This window comes from Streptomyces sp. NPDC021356 (assembly GCF_040641015.1).
Taxonomy (GTDB): Bacteria; Actinomycetota; Actinomycetes; order Streptomycetales; family Streptomycetaceae; genus Streptomyces.
In genome coordinates this window covers 126,106-141,270 of sequence record NZ_JBFACU010000023.1, presented here as the reverse complement: position 1 = coordinate 141,270, position 15,165 = coordinate 126,106, and the positions used below count along the sequence as shown (strand labels likewise).

Below are 15,165 nucleotides of genomic sequence, written 5' to 3'. Positions count from 1 at the left end.
GATCAACGTGCTGTTCGCGATGCTCCGCGACGGCACCTTCTACGAACCCAGAACCCCACGCCTCGCTTGACGAAAGACATAGAGGCACCCCCCGGTACGCCACCGGGTCGGCGTATGCCGCGTTGCGGTGGTCCGAACGGTGGGTTGGGCTGGTGGGGACTCATTCCCCCATGCTGCGGACGGCGATCATGACGATGTCCCCCTTCGGCGCCTCGTTCGGTGGCCCGGATCCGTTCTCCGAGATCCTCAACCGTTTCTTCGGGATGACCCCGGGCGCATCGCCGCCGCAGGTGCAGCGGGTGCCGATCGGACGGCTGCTCACCGAGTCGGCGCAGGACCTGATCAACCGCGCCACCGGGAGGGCGGCCGAGGACGCAAGCTCCGACCTGGACACCGAGCACCTGCTGTGGGCCTGCACCCAGGTGGAGCCCGCCCGCGGTCTCCTCGCCCAGGCCGGCGCCGACCCCGACCGGCTCGCCGCGGCCCTCGCCGAGGCGCTGCCGGGTGAGAGCGGCACCCCTTCGGCCCAGCCGGGCCTGACCCCGGCCGCCAAGCGGGTGCTGCTGCGTGCCTACGAACACTCCCGGGCGGCCGGAGTGTCGTACATCGGTCCGGAGCACATCCTCGGCGCGCTCTTCGACACGCCGGGCGCCGCACCGTCCCGCGTCCTCGCCGCGCACGGCATCGACACCGAACAGGTCCGCCGCAGCGCCGAGACCGCGGCCCGCACCGAGGCCGCGCCCGGCGGGAGCGACACGCCGAGCGACACGCCGACCCTCGACCAGTACGGCCGTGACCTGACCGAGGAGGCCCGGGCCGGGAAACTGGACCCGGTCGTGGGGCGGGCCATGGAGATCGAGCAGACCGTGGAGATCCTCTCCCGCCGCTCCAAGAACAACCCCGTCCTGATCGGCGAGCCGGGCGTCGGCAAGACCGCGATCGTGGAGGGGCTGGCCCAGCGGATCGTCGCCGGGGACGTGCCGAAGACACTGGAGAACAAACGGGTCGTCGCCCTGGACCTGACCGGACTGGTCGCCGGGGCTCAGTACCGCGGACAGTTCGAGGAACGGCTGAAGAACGTCATCGACGAGGTCAAGGCCGCCTCCGAGTCGACGATCCTGTTCCTGGACGAACTGCACACCGTCGTCGGCGCGGGCGCCACCGGCGAGGGCTCGATGGACGCCGGCAACATCCTCAAACCGGCCCTCGCCCGCGGCGAGCTGCACGTCGTGGGCGCCACCACCCTCGCCGAGTACCGCAAGTACGTCGAGAAGGACGCCGCCCTGGAACGCCGCTTCCAGCCCGTGATGGTGCCCGAGCCGAGCGTCGAGGAGACCGTGCAGATCCTGGAGGGCCTGCGCGACTCCTACGAGGCCCACCACCAGGTCCGCTACAGCGACGACGCGCTGGCCGCCGCGGCCGGGCTGTCCGACCGCTACGTCACCGACCGGTTCCTGCCCGACAAGGCCATCGACCTGCTCGACCAGGCCGGGGCCCGGGTGCGGCTGCGCTCCCTGGGACGCTCCACCGAGGTCGCCGACCGCGAGGACCGGCTGGCCAAGCTGCGCCGGGAGAAGGACCAGGCCGTCGCCGCCGAGGACTTCGAGCGCGCCGCCGAGCTGAAGGACCGCCTCACCGAGATCGAGACCGAGCTGGAAGGGCTGGCCGAGCGCCGCGAGGGCGTGCTGGAGGTGACCGTCGACGACATCGCCGACGTGCTGTCCCGGCGTACCGGCATCCCCGTCGCCCAGCTCACCGAGAGCGAGAAGGAACGGCTGCTCAAGCTGGAGGACGCCCTGCACGACCGCGTCGTCGGGCAGGACGAGGCCGTCACCGCCGTCGCCCAGGCGGTACGCCGCAGCCGGGCCGGCATGGGCGACCCGAACCGGCCCGTCGGCTCCTTCCTCTTCCTCGGCCCCACCGGCGTCGGCAAGACCGAACTGGCCAAGGCGCTGGCCGAACTCCTCTTCGGCGACGAGAACCGCATGGTCCGCTTCGACATGAGCGAGTTCCAGGAGAAGCACACCGTCTCCCGGCTCGTCGGCGCCCCGCCCGGCTACGTGGGCCACGAGGAGGCAGGCCAGCTCACCGAGAAGGTCCGCCGCCGGCCCTACAGCGTGCTGCTGTTCGACGAGGTGGAGAAGGCCCACCCGGACGTCTTCAACACCCTGCTCCAGGTCCTCGACGACGGACGCCTCACCGACGCGCAGGGCCGCACCGTCGACTTCCGCAACACCGTGGTCATCATGACCTCAAACATCGGCGCCCAGCGGATCCTCACCCACCACGGCGACGTCGCCGCCATCAAGGACCAGCTGACGGAGGACCTGCGCGGCCGGTTCCTGCCCGAGTTCCTCAACCGCATCGACGACATCATCATCTTCCACGGGCTCGGCGAACAGGAGCTGAACCGGATCGTCGACCTGCTGCTGGACAACAGCCGGCGGCGGGTGCGGGCCCAGGGGCTGGAACTGCGGGTCACCGACGCGGCGAAGAAGCTCCTCGTCGCCCACGGCCACCAGCCCGAGTTCGGCGCCCGCCCGCTGCGCCGCACCATCCAGGCCGAACTGGACAACCGCATCGCCTCCCTGCTGCTCAGCGACTCGGCCGACCCCGGCGACACGATCGTCGCGGACGTCGAGAACGACGCCCTGGTGTGCCGCGTCGAACATCCGGCGCCGTCCGACGCCAAGGTCTACGCGGGAGGGGACGGCATGGACTCGGCGTCCTGACCGGGCCGGCCCGGGCAGGGGTCACCTGGCCGGCTCCGGCCGGTCCTCGGCCCCTCGGACGCGCCGCTCGTCCCACTGGTACGCCGGCGGTCACTGGTACGCCGGCAGTCCCTGGTACGTAGGCAGTTCCTGGTACGCCTAGGCGGTCACTTGTACGCGGGCAGTCACTGCTACGTCGGCGGTCACTTGTACGCGGGTCGTCACTCGTACGTCGACCGTCGCGTCGCGAACCCGATCGCGGCGGCGACCGCGGCCAGTACGGCCACGCTGGCGAGCGCGGCCCGCAAGGACAGCCATTCGGCCATGAACCCGATGGCCGGAGGGCCGAGGAGCATGCCGCCGTATCCGAGTGTGGAGGCGATCGCGACACCGCTCGGACCGGCCAGGGCGCCGGCGCGCTCCACGGCGACCGGGAAGAGGTTCGCGAGCCCGAGACCCGTGACGACGAAGCCGAGCAGGGCCACCCACACGGTCGGAGCCAGGCAGCCGAGCAGCATGCCGACCGCGGCGACGCACCCGCCTCCCACGATCGTGCGGGTCCGGCCCAGCCGTTCGAGCAGGGTGGTACCGGTCAGCCGCCCCGCGGTCATCGCGAGCGCGAAGCAGGAGTAGCCGGCCGCCGCGACGCCAGGCGAGGCGGCCAGGTCCTGGGTGAAGTGCAGCGCGCCCCAGTCGGCCATGGCGCCCTCGCCGTAGGCCGTGCACAGGGCGATGAGACCGAGGACCAGGACGATGGCGCGGGTGCGTCCGTCGAGCCGGCGCGTCTGCCCCTGCCCGGTCCCGGCCCGGCCGGCCGGCTCCGGGGGCGCGATCCGCAGGAGCGTACGGCCCGCGACGGCGGTGACGAGCAGGCCGATCACGGTGAGGGACAGCAGGTGGCGGGTGGGGGAGAGATGACCGGCCACGAGTCCGCCGAGGCCCGCTCCTACCATGCCGCCCAGGCTGAAGGCGGCGTGGAAGGTCGGCATGACCGGCCGCCGCAGCGCGGCCACCAGATCGACGGCCGCGCTGTTGAAGGCCACGTTGATGCTGCCGTAGGCGGCACCGAAGACCAGCAGGACGGCGCCCAGGGCCGGGGCGGAGTGGGTGAGCGGGGGCAGGGCGACGCTGAGGGAGAGCAGGACGGCGCAGGCGACCGTGACCGGATGACTGCCGTAGCGGCGGCACAGGCGCCCGGTCAGTGTCATCGTGACGACGGCCCCGGCGGAGACTCCGAGCAGCGCCAGCCCCAGTGCCCCGGCGGAGGCGTGCGTCTGCTCCTTGATGGCCGGGATGCGCACCACCCAGCCGGCGAAGACGAAGCCGTCGAGCGCGAAGAACGCGGTGAGGGCGATGCGGAGGCGGACGAGCGAGGTATCCGGCACGACGTTGTGCGAACGGACTTTGTTTATTAGCGGCACAAACTCAGGCTAGAAGGCGGCCTGCGCTTGGGCAAGGGGGTGAGTGGGGTGTCGGGGCCGGGGCGCGGGTGGTTCCGTGCAGGTCAGGGCGGGGGCGGGCGGGTCGAGGCGTAGGGCGCGCGGGCGCCGCCTCGGTGTGGAGGCGCCCGCCTGCGGACGTCGTGTCGGCCCCGGGGGTCGTGTCAGCCCGTGGTGCGGCCCCACCGCGTGTCCATCCGGGCCCATTCGTCGGCCCACTGGTCGAAACGGTGGCGGTCCAGGCGGGACTGGGCGAGCTTGGCACCGCCGGCGACGAGGCCCACGGTCGCCGTTCCGGCCCACAGACCGCCCAGGACCGACTGGAAGGCGGTGTCGGCCGCGGAGGCGGGCGGGGAGGTCAGGGCGCCGTGGCCATTGGTCCAGACGGTGATGCGGGACCCTGGTGTCGCGGTGGCCGGAACCCGGGCGCGGTCCGTGTGGCCCGTGCCGTCCGGCTCCGCCCAGCGGACCGTCCCCCACACCAGGGCGCCGCCGGCCGGCCGGGCGTTCCCCTGGGGCCCGTCCTGGACGAGCACGGCGGTCACCGGGTGGCTCCGCGCGCGGGTGTGCTCCGCGGTCTGCTGCATCGCGCCCGCCGTCAGCAGCCCGGCCACCAGAGCGCCCACCACCGCGAGGACCCAGGCGGCGAGCAGGATCCACGCCTCGACGACATCGCTGGTCCTTCTCAGCGGGCTGCGCCGCCATCGCCACAGCCACACTCCCGCACGACGTGTCACTTTCGACACCCCCTCGTGCCAGACCGACGGGCCTTACTGCAAGTGTGCCTCCAGAAGCGATCAGAGGCTCCCTCCTGGGCGGACATTGCGGACACTGCGAACTCGGGGGACACGGGTTGCCCGGGCGGACCGGGCGGACCGGTCGGGCAGAACCACGACCGAGCCGCCCGCGGGGCCACCACCGGCACCGGAGCGACACCCCGCGGGCCCGGGGCGGCCCTCGGACCGTGTGGGCCTCGGATTGTGTCCGCCCTCGGACTGTGGCCCTCGGACTGTCTCGGCCCTCGTACCGTGAGGGCCCAGGGCCGGGCCCTCGGGCCGTGCGGGCGGCCCTCAGGCGGTGCCGTTCCCCGGTCTGTGCGGGCGACCGTCAGGGGGTGCCGGGTGCCGTTCCCCGGTCCGTGCGTGCGAGCCTCAGGCGGTGCCGGTCTCCGGCCCGTGGCGCCCTGAGCTGCGCCCTTGGTGGCCCTCAGACCGTGGCGACCAGAAGTTCCTCGGCGGCCACGGGGCGCAGTCCGTCCGTGCGGCCGGTGAAGTAGCGCCGTGCCAGATCCTCCGCCGACACGTGCCGGGCCTGTGCAAGCCCCGCCTCGCGGGCGAGGTCGAGCATCTGCGCAGGGGAGAAGAAACTGAGGAACGGCGTCCCGGACGCCCGCGCCAGGCGCGTCGTCCTCTCCAGCAGGTCCCGCATCCGCGGGTCCAGGAGTTCCGCGGGCTGCATGAACGTCATGGCCAGCGTGGAGCCGGGCGCGAGCCCCGCCACCTGGCGCAGCGTGCCCCTGATCGCCTCCTGTGTGAGGTACATGCTCACGCCGGTGCAGGCCACCACCGCCGGACGCTCCGCGTCGAAGCCGGCCGCGACCAGTTCCTCCCACCAGGAGCCGCCCGCCTCGAAGTCGACGGGCACCAGGCGCAGGCCGTCGGGCACCCCCAGCCCCAGCTCGGTCAGGCGTCGCCGCTTCCACGCCTGCGGCTCCGGCTGGTCCACCTCGAACACCTGTAGCCCGGCGGCCACCTCGGGGCGGCGCTGGACGAAGGTGTCCAACCCGGCGCCCAGGACGACGTACTGCGTGACCCCCCGCCCGGCCTCCGCCACGACCAGGTCCTCGACGAAGCGGGCCCGCGCCACGATGCCCGCCCGGAACGCCCGCGTCCCGTCCGCGTCCATGTCCGGACGCTGCCGCCAGTCGTCGCCGGGGCCGGCCAGCCGCAGGCCGACCTCGTCCTCGAAGACGTGCGGCGGAGGATCGGCCCGTACGTGCAGCGCCCGCCACAGCGCGACCCGTACCGCCGTGTGATCCGCCTGCTCCGCCCGGCTGTCCTGCGCGCCCCCGCTGCCCATGCGTCCGCCCTCCATACGTTCGCCCTCCGCACGTCCATCCTCCACACGTCCGCCCTCCGAGCGTCCACTCGCCACGCGCCCACCACGCGTGCGTGTGGCGATCACTACCGCGCAGGGGCGGCCGTGATCGGCGTGTCTTGTCCGCACAGGTGACGCCGCGCCGGTTTTGGACACGGATCGGTTAAGGCTTCCTCACGTGTCGGTTGCCGTGCGGTGAGCGCGTCATGATGGGGCCATGACGCTCGCCGCGCGTGCTCTCGCCCAACTGGCAACCTGGCCCGACCTGATGGAAGCGGTACCGAGCTGTGGCACCGGGCAGGCGCTCAGCTCGGCGCATGGGGAGATCGCCCACTTCCACTCCGACCGCGACGTCGACCTCAAGCTGACCGACCGGGCCGTACGCCGCCTGTCGGGCGACCTGAGACGCTTCGCGGCCGTCCGCGTCGTGCCGGGCTCCTCCTGGGTGACGATCCGCCTCGACGCCTCGGCCGACGTCGATCTCCTGCTCTCCCTCATGAGCGTCGCGCTCAAGGCCGACCAGGGGGATCCCACAGAGGACCGCCCGGTCCCCGTCGGCTGCAACGACGGCCGTGGTGTCGGCTTCCTGCGCACCTGACGCGCCCGGCGCCCGGACGCGGTCGCCGGGCGCGCGCGCCGAGTGCCGCCCCGGCATCCGGGCCGCCTGCGGTGACCGGGGACCCGCTGGTGCGCCCTGCGGCGGACAAGGTCCCGCGGGATTCCCGGCCGCCTCAGACCGTGAGGACCCTGACCCCCGCCTCCTCGAATCTGTGCACCGTCTCCTGACTCACCGCCGCGTCCGTGACCAGGGTGTCCACCGACTCCGCCGGGCAGATGCGGGCGAAGGCGCGGCGGCCCAGCTTGCTGGAGTCCGCCGCGACGACGACCCGCTCGGCACGCTCGCACAGCAGCCGGTTGATGGCGGCCTCCGCCTCGTCGTGGGCCGCCGCGCCGTGCGCGACGTCGAAGGCGACCACGCCGAGGACCGCCACGTCGAGCGTGACCTGACCGAGCACACCGTCCGCGAGCGGTCCGATCAGCTCGTACGACTGCGGGCGCGCGACCCCGCCGGTCACCACGATCTTGAACTGGGGGCGTACGGCCAGTTCGTTGGCGATGTTGAGCGCGTTCGTCACCACGGTCAGGGCGGGCGAACCGGAGCCCAGGTCGCCGCGTACCGCCAGGGCGCGGGCGACCTCCGTGGTCGTGGTGCCGCCGGTCAGGCCGACCGCCTCGCCGGGCGCGACCAGGCCGGCGACCGCCTGGGCGATCCGCTGCTTCTCCGAGGCGCGGCGGGCGGTCTTGTAACGCAGCGGCAGTTCGTAGGAGACGCCGTGCACGACCGCGCCGCCCCGGGTGCGAACGAGCATCTGCTGCTCGGCGAGCTGGTCGAAGTCCCGCCGGATCGTGGCGGCCGACACCTGAAGCCGGGTCGCCGCCTCCTCGACCTCCAGCCGGCCGTGCTCCACCAGCAGCTCCAGCAGCGCCTTCCAGCGGGCGTCGCGCGACATCCGCAGCCTCCGTTCGTCCATCTTCCGCGACCCTAGCGCACCCGACACCCCGAGAAATGCTTGATTGTGCTCGAAAATGCGCTGTATCTTGCAAGAAAAATCAGATGACCTGGGAGGGTTTGCGCCATGAGCCATGTCGAGGACGAGCTGACCAGCCAGCCGGAGTGCTGGACCCGAGTCGCGGCTGACGCCGCGGAACACGGCCGGGTGCTGCCGGCACCGGGGGAGCGGGTCGCGATCGTCGGCTGCGGAACCTCGTACTTCATGGCGCAGTCCGCCGCGGCGCTGCGCGAGGGCGCCGGGCAGGGCGAGACCGACGCCTTCGCCGCCTCGGAGTTCCCCCACGGCCGTTCCTACGACCGAGTCGTGGCCCTGACCCGGTCCGGCACCACCACCGAAGTGCTCGAACTGCTGGGCCGGCTGAAGGGCACCACCCGCACCACCGCCGTCACCGCGGATCCGGCGACCCCGGTCATGTCGGCCGCCGACGACGTCGTGGTGCTCGACTACGCGGACGAACGCTCCGTCGTGCAGACCCGGTTCGCGACCACCGCACTGACCCTGCTGCGCGCCCACTTCGGCCTGCACACCGACGCAGTCGTCGCGGACGCCCGCACCGCACTGTCCGAGCCTCTGCCCGACGGTCTCGTCGACTGCACGCAGTTCACCTTCCTCGGCCGCGGCTGGAGCGTCGGTCTGGCCAACGAGGCGGGGCTGAAGATGCGCGAGGCGTCGCTGTCCTGGACGGAGGCGTACCCGGCGATGGAGTACCGGCACGGCCCGATCAGCGTCACCACCCGCTCCACGGCCACCTGGTCGCTCGACGAGGCGCCGGAAGGGCTCGCCGAACAGGTGCGCGGCACGGGCGCGTTGTGGATCCAGGGCAGGCTCGACCCGCTGGCCGAACTCGTCCGCGCCCAGCGCCTCGCCGTCGCCGTCGCCGCCTCCCGCGGTCTCGACCCCGACCAGCCGCGCCACCTCACCCGCTCGGTGATCCTCGCCCCCGACCCGGCCTGATTCCGGCCGAGACACCCCCGCCCCGCCCCCGAAAGGAACAGGCCGTGCCGCTTGCACCCACCGGTGAGCTGGTCGGCAGCGCCGCCGCCGCGCGCTCCGCCGTCCTCGCCTTCAACGTCATCACGCTGGAACACGTCGAGGCCGTCGTCGCGGGCGCCGAGGCGGCCGGCGCGCCCGTCCTCCTCCAGGTCAGCGAGAACGCGGTCAAGTACCGCCGCGGTCGGCTGCTGCCGCTCGCCCGCGCCGCCGTCGCGGCAGCCGAACAGGCCGCCGTCCCGGTCGCCCTGCACCTCGACCACGTGCAGAGCGACGACCTGCTGCGCCAGGCCGCCGACGCGGGCTTCGGGTCGGTGATGTACGACGCCGCCCGGCTGCCCTACGCGGAGAACCTCGCCGCGACCCGGGCCGCCGCCGAATGGGCGCACTCCCACGGGCTGTGGATCGAGGCGGAGCTGGGAGAGGTCGGCGGCAAGGACGGCCGGCCGCCGCTGGACGCCCACGCGCCGGGCGCCCGCACCGACCCCGGTGAGGCGCACGCGTTCGTCACCGGGTCCGGCGTGGACGCCCTGGCCGTGGCCATCGGCAACACGCACGCCATAACCGAGCGTACGGCTGCCCTCGACCACGACCTCATCAAGCGGCTGGCCGGCATGCTGGACGTTCCGCTCGTCCTGCACGGCTCCTCCGGCGTGAACGACGGGGAACTGACGGAGGCCGTCGCCGGCGGCATCGCCAAGGTCAACGTCGGCACCGCCCTCAACATCGCCATGACCGGCGCGATCCGCGACTTCCTGGCCGCCCACCCCGACGCGGTCGACTCCCGCAAGTACCTCGGCGCGGGACGCGAGGCGATGGCACGGGAGGTGGCACGGCTCATCCGCGTGATCGGCACTCCGGGCGCCCGGGACACGCTCGGTACGGCGGGCGCCGCGACTACTTCTTGACGGCCGCCAGCACCACGAACTTCGGGTTGCCCGCCACCAGCCGGCAGTTGCCGAACAGCCGGCGCAGCTTCACGTGGTAGCCCAGGTGCCGGTTGCCGACCACCCACAGCGCACCACCGGGGCGCAGCGCCCGCCGCGCCCCGGTGAACATCCGCCACGAGGTCGCGTCCGTCGTCGCCTGGTGCGAGTGGAACGGCGGGTTGTTCAGCACCAGGTCCACGCTGCCGGCCGGCACCCCGTCCAGGCCGTCCCCGACCCGGAACTCGGCGTGCCCCGGCACCCCGTTCGCCTTGTACGTGGCCTCCGCCGAAGCCACCGCCTGGAACGACTCGTCCGTGAACAGCACCTCGGCCTCGGGGTGGGCCAGCGCCATCGCCGTACCCACCACTCCGTTGCCGCACCCCAGGTCCACCACCCGGCGCGCGCCACGGCCGTCCGGCAGGTGCTCCAGGAAGAAGCGGGTGCCGATGTCGAGCCGGTCGGCGCAGAAGACCCCCGCGTGGTTGACGACCGGCCGGCCGGAGACCGCCCCCACCCCCTCGGGCAGCGTGTGCTCGTACGGCCACGGGTTCGCGGGCCGCTCCAGCGACGGGTCGGGCGTGCACAGGATCAGCCGCGCCTTGCGCTCGGCCAGTGAGGTCCGGGTGGGGCCAAGGACGCGCTCGAACAGCCCCAGCGTCGAGGTGTGGATCTCCTTCACCATGCCGGTGCCGACGACGACCGTGCCCGCGTGCACGCCGGGCGCGAGCCGCAGCAGCTGGTCCTCCAGCAGCGCGAGGCTCTTCGGCACCCGAACCAGCAGGACGTCGATCCGCCCCGGCGGCGGGTCCTGTGTGGTGAGCAGGCGCACCGCGCCGGTCTCCACCCCGTTGCGGGCGAGGTTCGCGCGGGTGGCCTCCTGCCCGAGGAACGAGTCGGTGATGTGCACCGGCCGGTGCGCCGCCAGCGCCGTGGCCAGCGCGCCCCAGCGGTCCCCGACGAGCACGACCGCCCCGGACAGGTCGGTGCCCCGCTCGGCGAGGTGTCGCAGCAGATACTCGTCGGAGGCGTCCCAGGCACGCAGCAGGTCACGGGGGTCCGCGGGAAAACGGGCCAGCGCCAGCTCGCCCCAGGGAGTCGTCATACGGTCGTTCATCGTGTGTCCAGGCTAGCGGAGCACCAGCTCAGGGCTTGTCCGGCAGGATGTCCGGCAGGATGGGAACCATGGACGCCGAGCTGTTCCCCCGCACTCGCGTGAAGATCGCGCCGGGCGCGGTGCACGTACCGGACTGGCTGGATCCGGCCCAGCAGCGCGAGCTGCTCGCCGCCTGCCGGGAGTGGGCCCGCCCGCCGGCCGGCCTGCGCACGGTGCGCACCCCCGGCGGCGGCACGATGACCGCCCGGCAGGTCTGCCTCGGCCGGCACTGGTACCCGTACGGCTACGCCCGCACCGCGGTCGACGGCGACGGCGCCCCGGTCAAGCCCTTCCCGGCCTGGCTGGGGGAGCTGGGCCGGCGCGCGGTGGCGGACGCGCTCGGCCCCGACGCGGCCGGCCTGGACGGCGCGGCCGGCGGGGAGCGCGGGGCCGCGTACGACATCGCGCTCGTCAACTTCTACGACGCCGACGCCCGCATGGGCATGCACCGCGACAGCGACGAGAAGTCCGGCGCGCCCGTGGTCTCCCTGAGCCTGGGCGACACCTGCGTCTTCCGCTTCGGCAACACCGGGACCCGGGCCAGGCCGTACACGGACGTCGAGCTGCGCAGCGGTGACCTGTTCGTGTTCGGGGGGCCGTCCCGGCTCGCGTACCACGGCGTGCCCCGCGTCCACGGGGGCACCGCACCACCCGAGTTGGGCCTGACCGGTCGGCTGAACGTCACGCTCCGGGTGAGCGGGCTGTAGGGCCTGTGCGGCGGATCGTGCGGCAGACGCGGGGCTCGGCACCCCTCTCCCGAGCCCATCGAGCAGAGGGGACCCGCAGCGGCCTTGTCGTCGGTCGCCATGGCTCCGCCATGACTCCCTCCTCCGCCTTGCGGCTGCACGCGCCGAGCCCCGCTCACCTGGGCCGATCCGCGCCGTCGCTGACTGCGGCACGATCCGCCGGACAGACCCGCCTGTCCGGCCCGCGGATCATGGGAGACTCGCCCTCATGAGCGGCAAGGCGGACCCCCGGACGGCGGGGGAAGGGACCACGTCGAGGACGCGGCTGGACCGGGGGCGTGGTGCGCTCGGGCCCGCACTGGAGCTGGTGCACACCGGACGTGCCCCCACCCGCGCCGTGCTCACCGCCGAACTGGGGGTGACCCGGGCGACGGCCGGCGCGGTGGCCGCCGAACTGGAGGCGCTGGGCCTGATCCGGGTGGACGCCCGGCCGGGCGCGGCGGCCGGTTCGCAGGGACGGCCCTCGCACCGGCTCGCGGTCGCCGACGAGGGCCCCGTCGCCCTGGCCGCCCAGGTGCACGCCGACGGTTTCCGGGCCGCCCTGGTGGGGCTCGGCGGCCGGATCGTGGCGACCGCACCGGGCTGCGAGACCGTCGACGCCGACCCGGCGAAGGTGCTCGGCTCGGTCGTCGAGGCGGGCGCCGAGCTGCTGCGGGCCACCGGGCGGCGCTGCGTCGGCGCCGGCCTCGCCGTGCCGTCCGCGGTCGCCGAGCCGGACGGCCTGGCCCTGAACCCGCTCCACCTGGCCTGGCCCGCGGGTGCGCCCGTGCGGCGGATCTTCGCCCAGTGCGTGCGGGCGGCCGGGATCGGCGGACCGGCGTTCGCCGCGAACGACGTCAACCTCGCCGCACTCGCCGAGCACCGGCACGGCGCCGGCCGCGGCGCCCGTGACCTGCTGTGCGTGGCCACCGGGCACCGGGGCGTGGGCGGCGCCCTGGTGCTGGACGGACGGCTGCACACGGGCAGTTCGGGCCTGGCCCTGGAGGTCGGTCACCTCACCGTCAACCCCGAGGGCCGCCCCTGCCACTGCGGCAGCCGCGGCTGCCTGGACGTGGAGGCCGACCCGCTGGCCCTCCTCACCGCCGCGGGCCGGGAGCCGGGCCCCGAGGTGTCCCTGCTGAAGCAGGCCGAGGACCTGATCCGCGGCCACTACACCGACCCGGGCGTCCGCACGGCCACCGAGGCGCTGATCGACCGCCTCGGCCTCGGTCTCGCGGGTCTGGTGAACATCCTCAACCCGGACCGGATCATCCTCGGCGGGCTGCACCGCGCCCTGCTCGACGCCGACCCCGGGCGGCTGCGCGCGGTCGTCGCCGACCGCAGCCTGTGGGGACAGAGCGGCGGTGTCCCCATCCTGCCCTGCACGCTCGACCACAACAGCCTGGTGGGCGCGGCCGAACTGGCCTGGCAACCGGTTCTGGACGACCCGCTCGCGGCGCTGACCTGAGCCCCGGTCCGACGGCGGCGGGCAGCGGCCGACCGGTGTGCCGGGCCCCGGTCAGGGGCCCAGGTACTGCGCCTCGCCGTGGCCCAGCGACCAGTCGGCCGACGCGTTCTCCGTGACGGTGACGAAGACGTTGCGCGGCTCCGTGCCGGCGTACGCGTGGGCGAGTTCGGCGATGCGCGCGTACAGTGCCCGCTTCCGCTCGTCCGTCCGGCCCGCGCGCATCGTGATCGCCACGTAGACGATGCCGTCGTCACGGCGGACGCCCAGGTAGTCGCCGTGGCGCAGGGCGCTGTGCGTGCCGTCGTGGGCGGTCAGCACCTGGAAGTGGTCGTCGGGCGGGATGCCGAGCGTCTCGACCAGGGCCTCGTGCACGGCACGGCCGAGTGCGTCCAGGCGGCCGGGGACGGTGCCCAGGGCGTCGATCCGGACGAAGGGCATGGGCGGGGCCTCCTCTGGTGTCGTGTCATTCCCGCGTGGTCCTCGCCGGGCGACGCACGCGGGCGGGCGGCGCGGAAAGGCGCCGGAATCGGGAACCGCGCCGGGCGGGCCGGCGCCGGTCAGTGCCAGTCGGCGGCGAACGCGCGGGCCGGGTTGTCCCGCAGGACCCGGCCGGCCACCTCCTCGCCCAGCCCGGCGGCCAGCCGCGGGCGCACCCGGCGCAGCAGGTACGGCATCCCGGGGCCGCCGTCCACGGACCGTGCCCCCGCCACCACGGTGTCGCCGCCGAGCAGCAGCCGCTCGCCGTGCCCGGCCTCGGCCAGTGCCCGTACCGCATCGGGCATGTGCCAGTCCGTCGCGTGGTGGGCGCGGGAGGGGCCGTCGAAGGCGAGGTAGCAGCCGCTGCGCGCCGCCTGCTGGTGGAGGACGGGATCGGGGAACCGGTTGAGGTGCCCCAGGATCACCCGGTGAGGCGGCACCTCCAACTCGCCGCAGAGCAGGTCCAGTACGTCCAGCGCGGCTGTGCCCATCTCCAGGTGCACGGCCACGGGCGAGCCCGTCGCGTGATGGGCCTCGGCCGCGGCGGCCATCGTCCAGCGGGCGTGCGCGTCGAGCGCGTGGAAGGCGCCGGCGACCTTGACGAGGCCGGCCCGGACACCCGACGTGCCGATTCCCTCGGTCAGTTCGGTGACGAAGACCTCCGCCAGTCCGCCACGCAGCCCTGCGAGCGTGTCCTCGTCGTAGTGGACGTCCTGGTGCAGTCCCGTCGCGCACACCACGTGCACGCCGGCGGCCCGGGAGAGGTCCGGCAGGTGGGCGGCCCGGCGCCCGAGCCCGTACGGCGTCCACTGCACGACGGCGTTCCCGCCCGCCGCGCGGAACGCGGCGAGTTCCGCGCGCGCCGCCGGGACGTCGTCGAGTTCCTGCCCGGCCAGCCGGGGACTGCGCAGGAAGAGGTGGTCGTGGGCGTCGGTCACCCCGAGTTCGCCGGGGCGGATGTCGCCGAGGACGGTCCGGACGGCGCTCACCACCGCCGTCCCCGGCGCAGCGTCTTGCGGCCGGGCTGCGACAGGTGCAGGACCTGGAAGACCTCGCCGCCGGCGTCCCGCGCGCCGGTCGCGGCGGGATCGCGGTGCGAGCAGAGCGAGAAGTGCACCAGTTCCCAGCGGGCCGTGTCCACCGCGGCCGCCACGAGCACCGCGCCGTCGCGGCCCGCGAGCCGCCGGGTCTCCTCCGCCGTCTGCGCCGCGAACTCCGTCAGGGGCACCCCCTCCGGAACGGGCCTGCGCTGCCGCACGGCGAAGGCGGCGTCCGCGTCCGCGGCCGTCCCCTCCTCGTACGCCAGCCCCGTCCACTGCCGCGCCGCCGGTCTGCCGAAGTCGCCGACCAGCCCCTGGAAGGGGCCGCCGAACAGGAACGAGTTCATGCCCTCCACGGTGTTCCACAGGTAGAACGGCGCGTACTGGTTGACCGGTGAGCCGTGCGTCCCGCGCTCACGCATCAGGTACGCCTTGACGCCGAGTCCGTCCCAGTCGTCGAGGAGATGCCCGAGCCGCGCCACCCGGTCCCGGATGACGTCCATGTCGTAGTCGGCGGGCAGGGTCAGTTCGTACTGCATCGCTTGCATGTCCGGCTCCCTCT

Annotated in this window: 14 protein-coding genes; 6 read left to right on the top strand and 8 right to left on the bottom strand. The window is 73.9% G+C overall.

Annotated features, from left to right (window positions below):
- Positions 1 to 188: 188 nt before the first annotated feature.
- Entirely contained in the window at positions 189 to 2,732 is a 2,544-nt protein-coding gene (locus AB0G56_RS28120) for an ATP-dependent Clp protease ATP-binding subunit (protein ID WP_360974217.1), read from the top strand.
- A 200-nt stretch (positions 2,733 to 2,932) separates the two neighbouring features.
- Here AB0G56_RS28120 and AB0G56_RS28115 read toward each other — a convergent pair whose 3' ends face one another.
- The 3 genes from AB0G56_RS28115 to AB0G56_RS28105 form a co-directional block, all read right to left on the bottom strand.
- Positions 2,933 to 4,096 (bottom strand): MFS transporter, encoded by a 1,164-nt coding sequence (locus AB0G56_RS28115; RefSeq protein WP_360974214.1) that lies wholly within the window; start codon positions 4,094 to 4,096, stop codon positions 2,933 to 2,935.
- Between the two features lie 218 nt (positions 4,097 to 4,314).
- Positions 4,315 to 4,887: a hypothetical protein gene (locus AB0G56_RS28110; protein ID WP_360974211.1), complete on the bottom strand. Its 573-nt coding sequence runs from the start codon at positions 4,885 to 4,887 to the stop codon at positions 4,315 to 4,317.
- Between the two features lie 469 nt (positions 4,888 to 5,356).
- The gene (locus AB0G56_RS28105; RefSeq protein WP_360974208.1) at positions 5,357 to 6,229 is read right to left on the bottom strand and encodes a class I SAM-dependent methyltransferase; all 873 of its coding nucleotides are present in this window, start codon (positions 6,227 to 6,229) and stop codon (positions 5,357 to 5,359) included.
- A 235-nt stretch (positions 6,230 to 6,464) separates the two neighbouring features.
- On the opposite strand from AB0G56_RS28105, the gene AB0G56_RS28100 reads away from it, so the two are divergent.
- Positions 6,465 to 6,845 carry a luciferase family protein gene (locus AB0G56_RS28100; RefSeq protein ID WP_360974205.1) on the top strand — a complete coding sequence of 127 codons (381 nt, stop codon included), beginning with the start codon at positions 6,465 to 6,467 and terminating at the stop codon, positions 6,843 to 6,845.
- A gap of 133 nt (positions 6,846 to 6,978) precedes the next feature.
- Here the strand turns inward: AB0G56_RS28100 and AB0G56_RS28095 are convergent, their stop codons facing one another.
- Positions 6,979 to 7,758 carry a DeoR/GlpR family DNA-binding transcription regulator gene (locus AB0G56_RS28095; protein WP_360974232.1) on the bottom strand — a complete coding sequence of 260 codons (780 nt, stop codon included), beginning with the start codon at positions 7,756 to 7,758 and terminating at the stop codon, positions 6,979 to 6,981.
- A 126-nt stretch (positions 7,759 to 7,884) separates the two neighbouring features.
- On the opposite strand from AB0G56_RS28095, the gene AB0G56_RS28090 reads away from it, so the two are divergent.
- Complete coding sequence (locus AB0G56_RS28090) at positions 7,885 to 8,775, top strand: sugar isomerase (RefSeq protein WP_360974202.1); 891 nt, start codon at positions 7,885 to 7,887, stop codon at positions 8,773 to 8,775.
- A gap of 44 nt (positions 8,776 to 8,819) precedes the next feature.
- Complete coding sequence (locus AB0G56_RS28085) at positions 8,820 to 9,719, top strand: ketose-bisphosphate aldolase (protein ID WP_360974199.1); 900 nt, start codon at positions 8,820 to 8,822, stop codon at positions 9,717 to 9,719.
- Here AB0G56_RS28085 and AB0G56_RS28080 read toward each other — a convergent pair.
- A complete protein-coding gene (locus AB0G56_RS28080) occupies positions 9,709 to 10,842 on the bottom strand; it encodes a methyltransferase (protein ID WP_360974196.1) in 1,134 nt (377 codons plus the stop codon). The two genes, AB0G56_RS28085 and AB0G56_RS28080, sit on opposite strands and share 11 nt — an antisense overlap.
- Before the next feature lie 80 nt (positions 10,843 to 10,922).
- Between AB0G56_RS28080 and AB0G56_RS28075 the strand changes: the two genes are divergently transcribed.
- Both AB0G56_RS28075 and AB0G56_RS28070 read left to right on the top strand, forming a co-directional pair.
- The gene (locus AB0G56_RS28075; protein WP_360974193.1) at positions 10,923 to 11,600 is read left to right on the top strand and encodes an alpha-ketoglutarate-dependent dioxygenase AlkB; all 678 of its coding nucleotides are present in this window, start codon (positions 10,923 to 10,925) and stop codon (positions 11,598 to 11,600) included.
- Between the two features lie 247 nt (positions 11,601 to 11,847).
- The gene (locus tag AB0G56_RS28070; protein WP_360974190.1) at positions 11,848 to 13,086 is read left to right on the top strand and encodes an ROK family protein; all 1,239 of its coding nucleotides are present in this window, start codon (positions 11,848 to 11,850) and stop codon (positions 13,084 to 13,086) included.
- 51 nt (positions 13,087 to 13,137) lie between these two features.
- Here AB0G56_RS28070 and AB0G56_RS28065 read toward each other — a convergent pair whose 3' ends face one another.
- The 3 genes from AB0G56_RS28065 to AB0G56_RS28055 all read right to left on the bottom strand — a co-directional run bounded on the left by AB0G56_RS28065 (position 13,138) and on the right by AB0G56_RS28055 (position 15,151).
- Entirely contained in the window at positions 13,138 to 13,524 is a 387-nt protein-coding gene (locus tag AB0G56_RS28065) for a tautomerase family protein (RefSeq protein ID WP_360974187.1), read from the bottom strand.
- A 119-nt stretch (positions 13,525 to 13,643) separates the two neighbouring features.
- Positions 13,644 to 14,552 (bottom strand): phosphotriesterase, encoded by a 909-nt coding sequence (locus tag AB0G56_RS28060; RefSeq protein ID WP_360974184.1) that lies wholly within the window; start codon positions 14,550 to 14,552, stop codon positions 13,644 to 13,646.
- Complete coding sequence (locus AB0G56_RS28055) at positions 14,549 to 15,151, bottom strand: DUF4865 family protein (RefSeq protein WP_360974181.1); 603 nt, start codon at positions 15,149 to 15,151, stop codon at positions 14,549 to 14,551. Before AB0G56_RS28055 ends, AB0G56_RS28060 begins: the two co-directional genes overlap by 4 nt.
- Between the last annotated feature and the right edge of the window lie 14 nt (positions 15,152 to 15,165).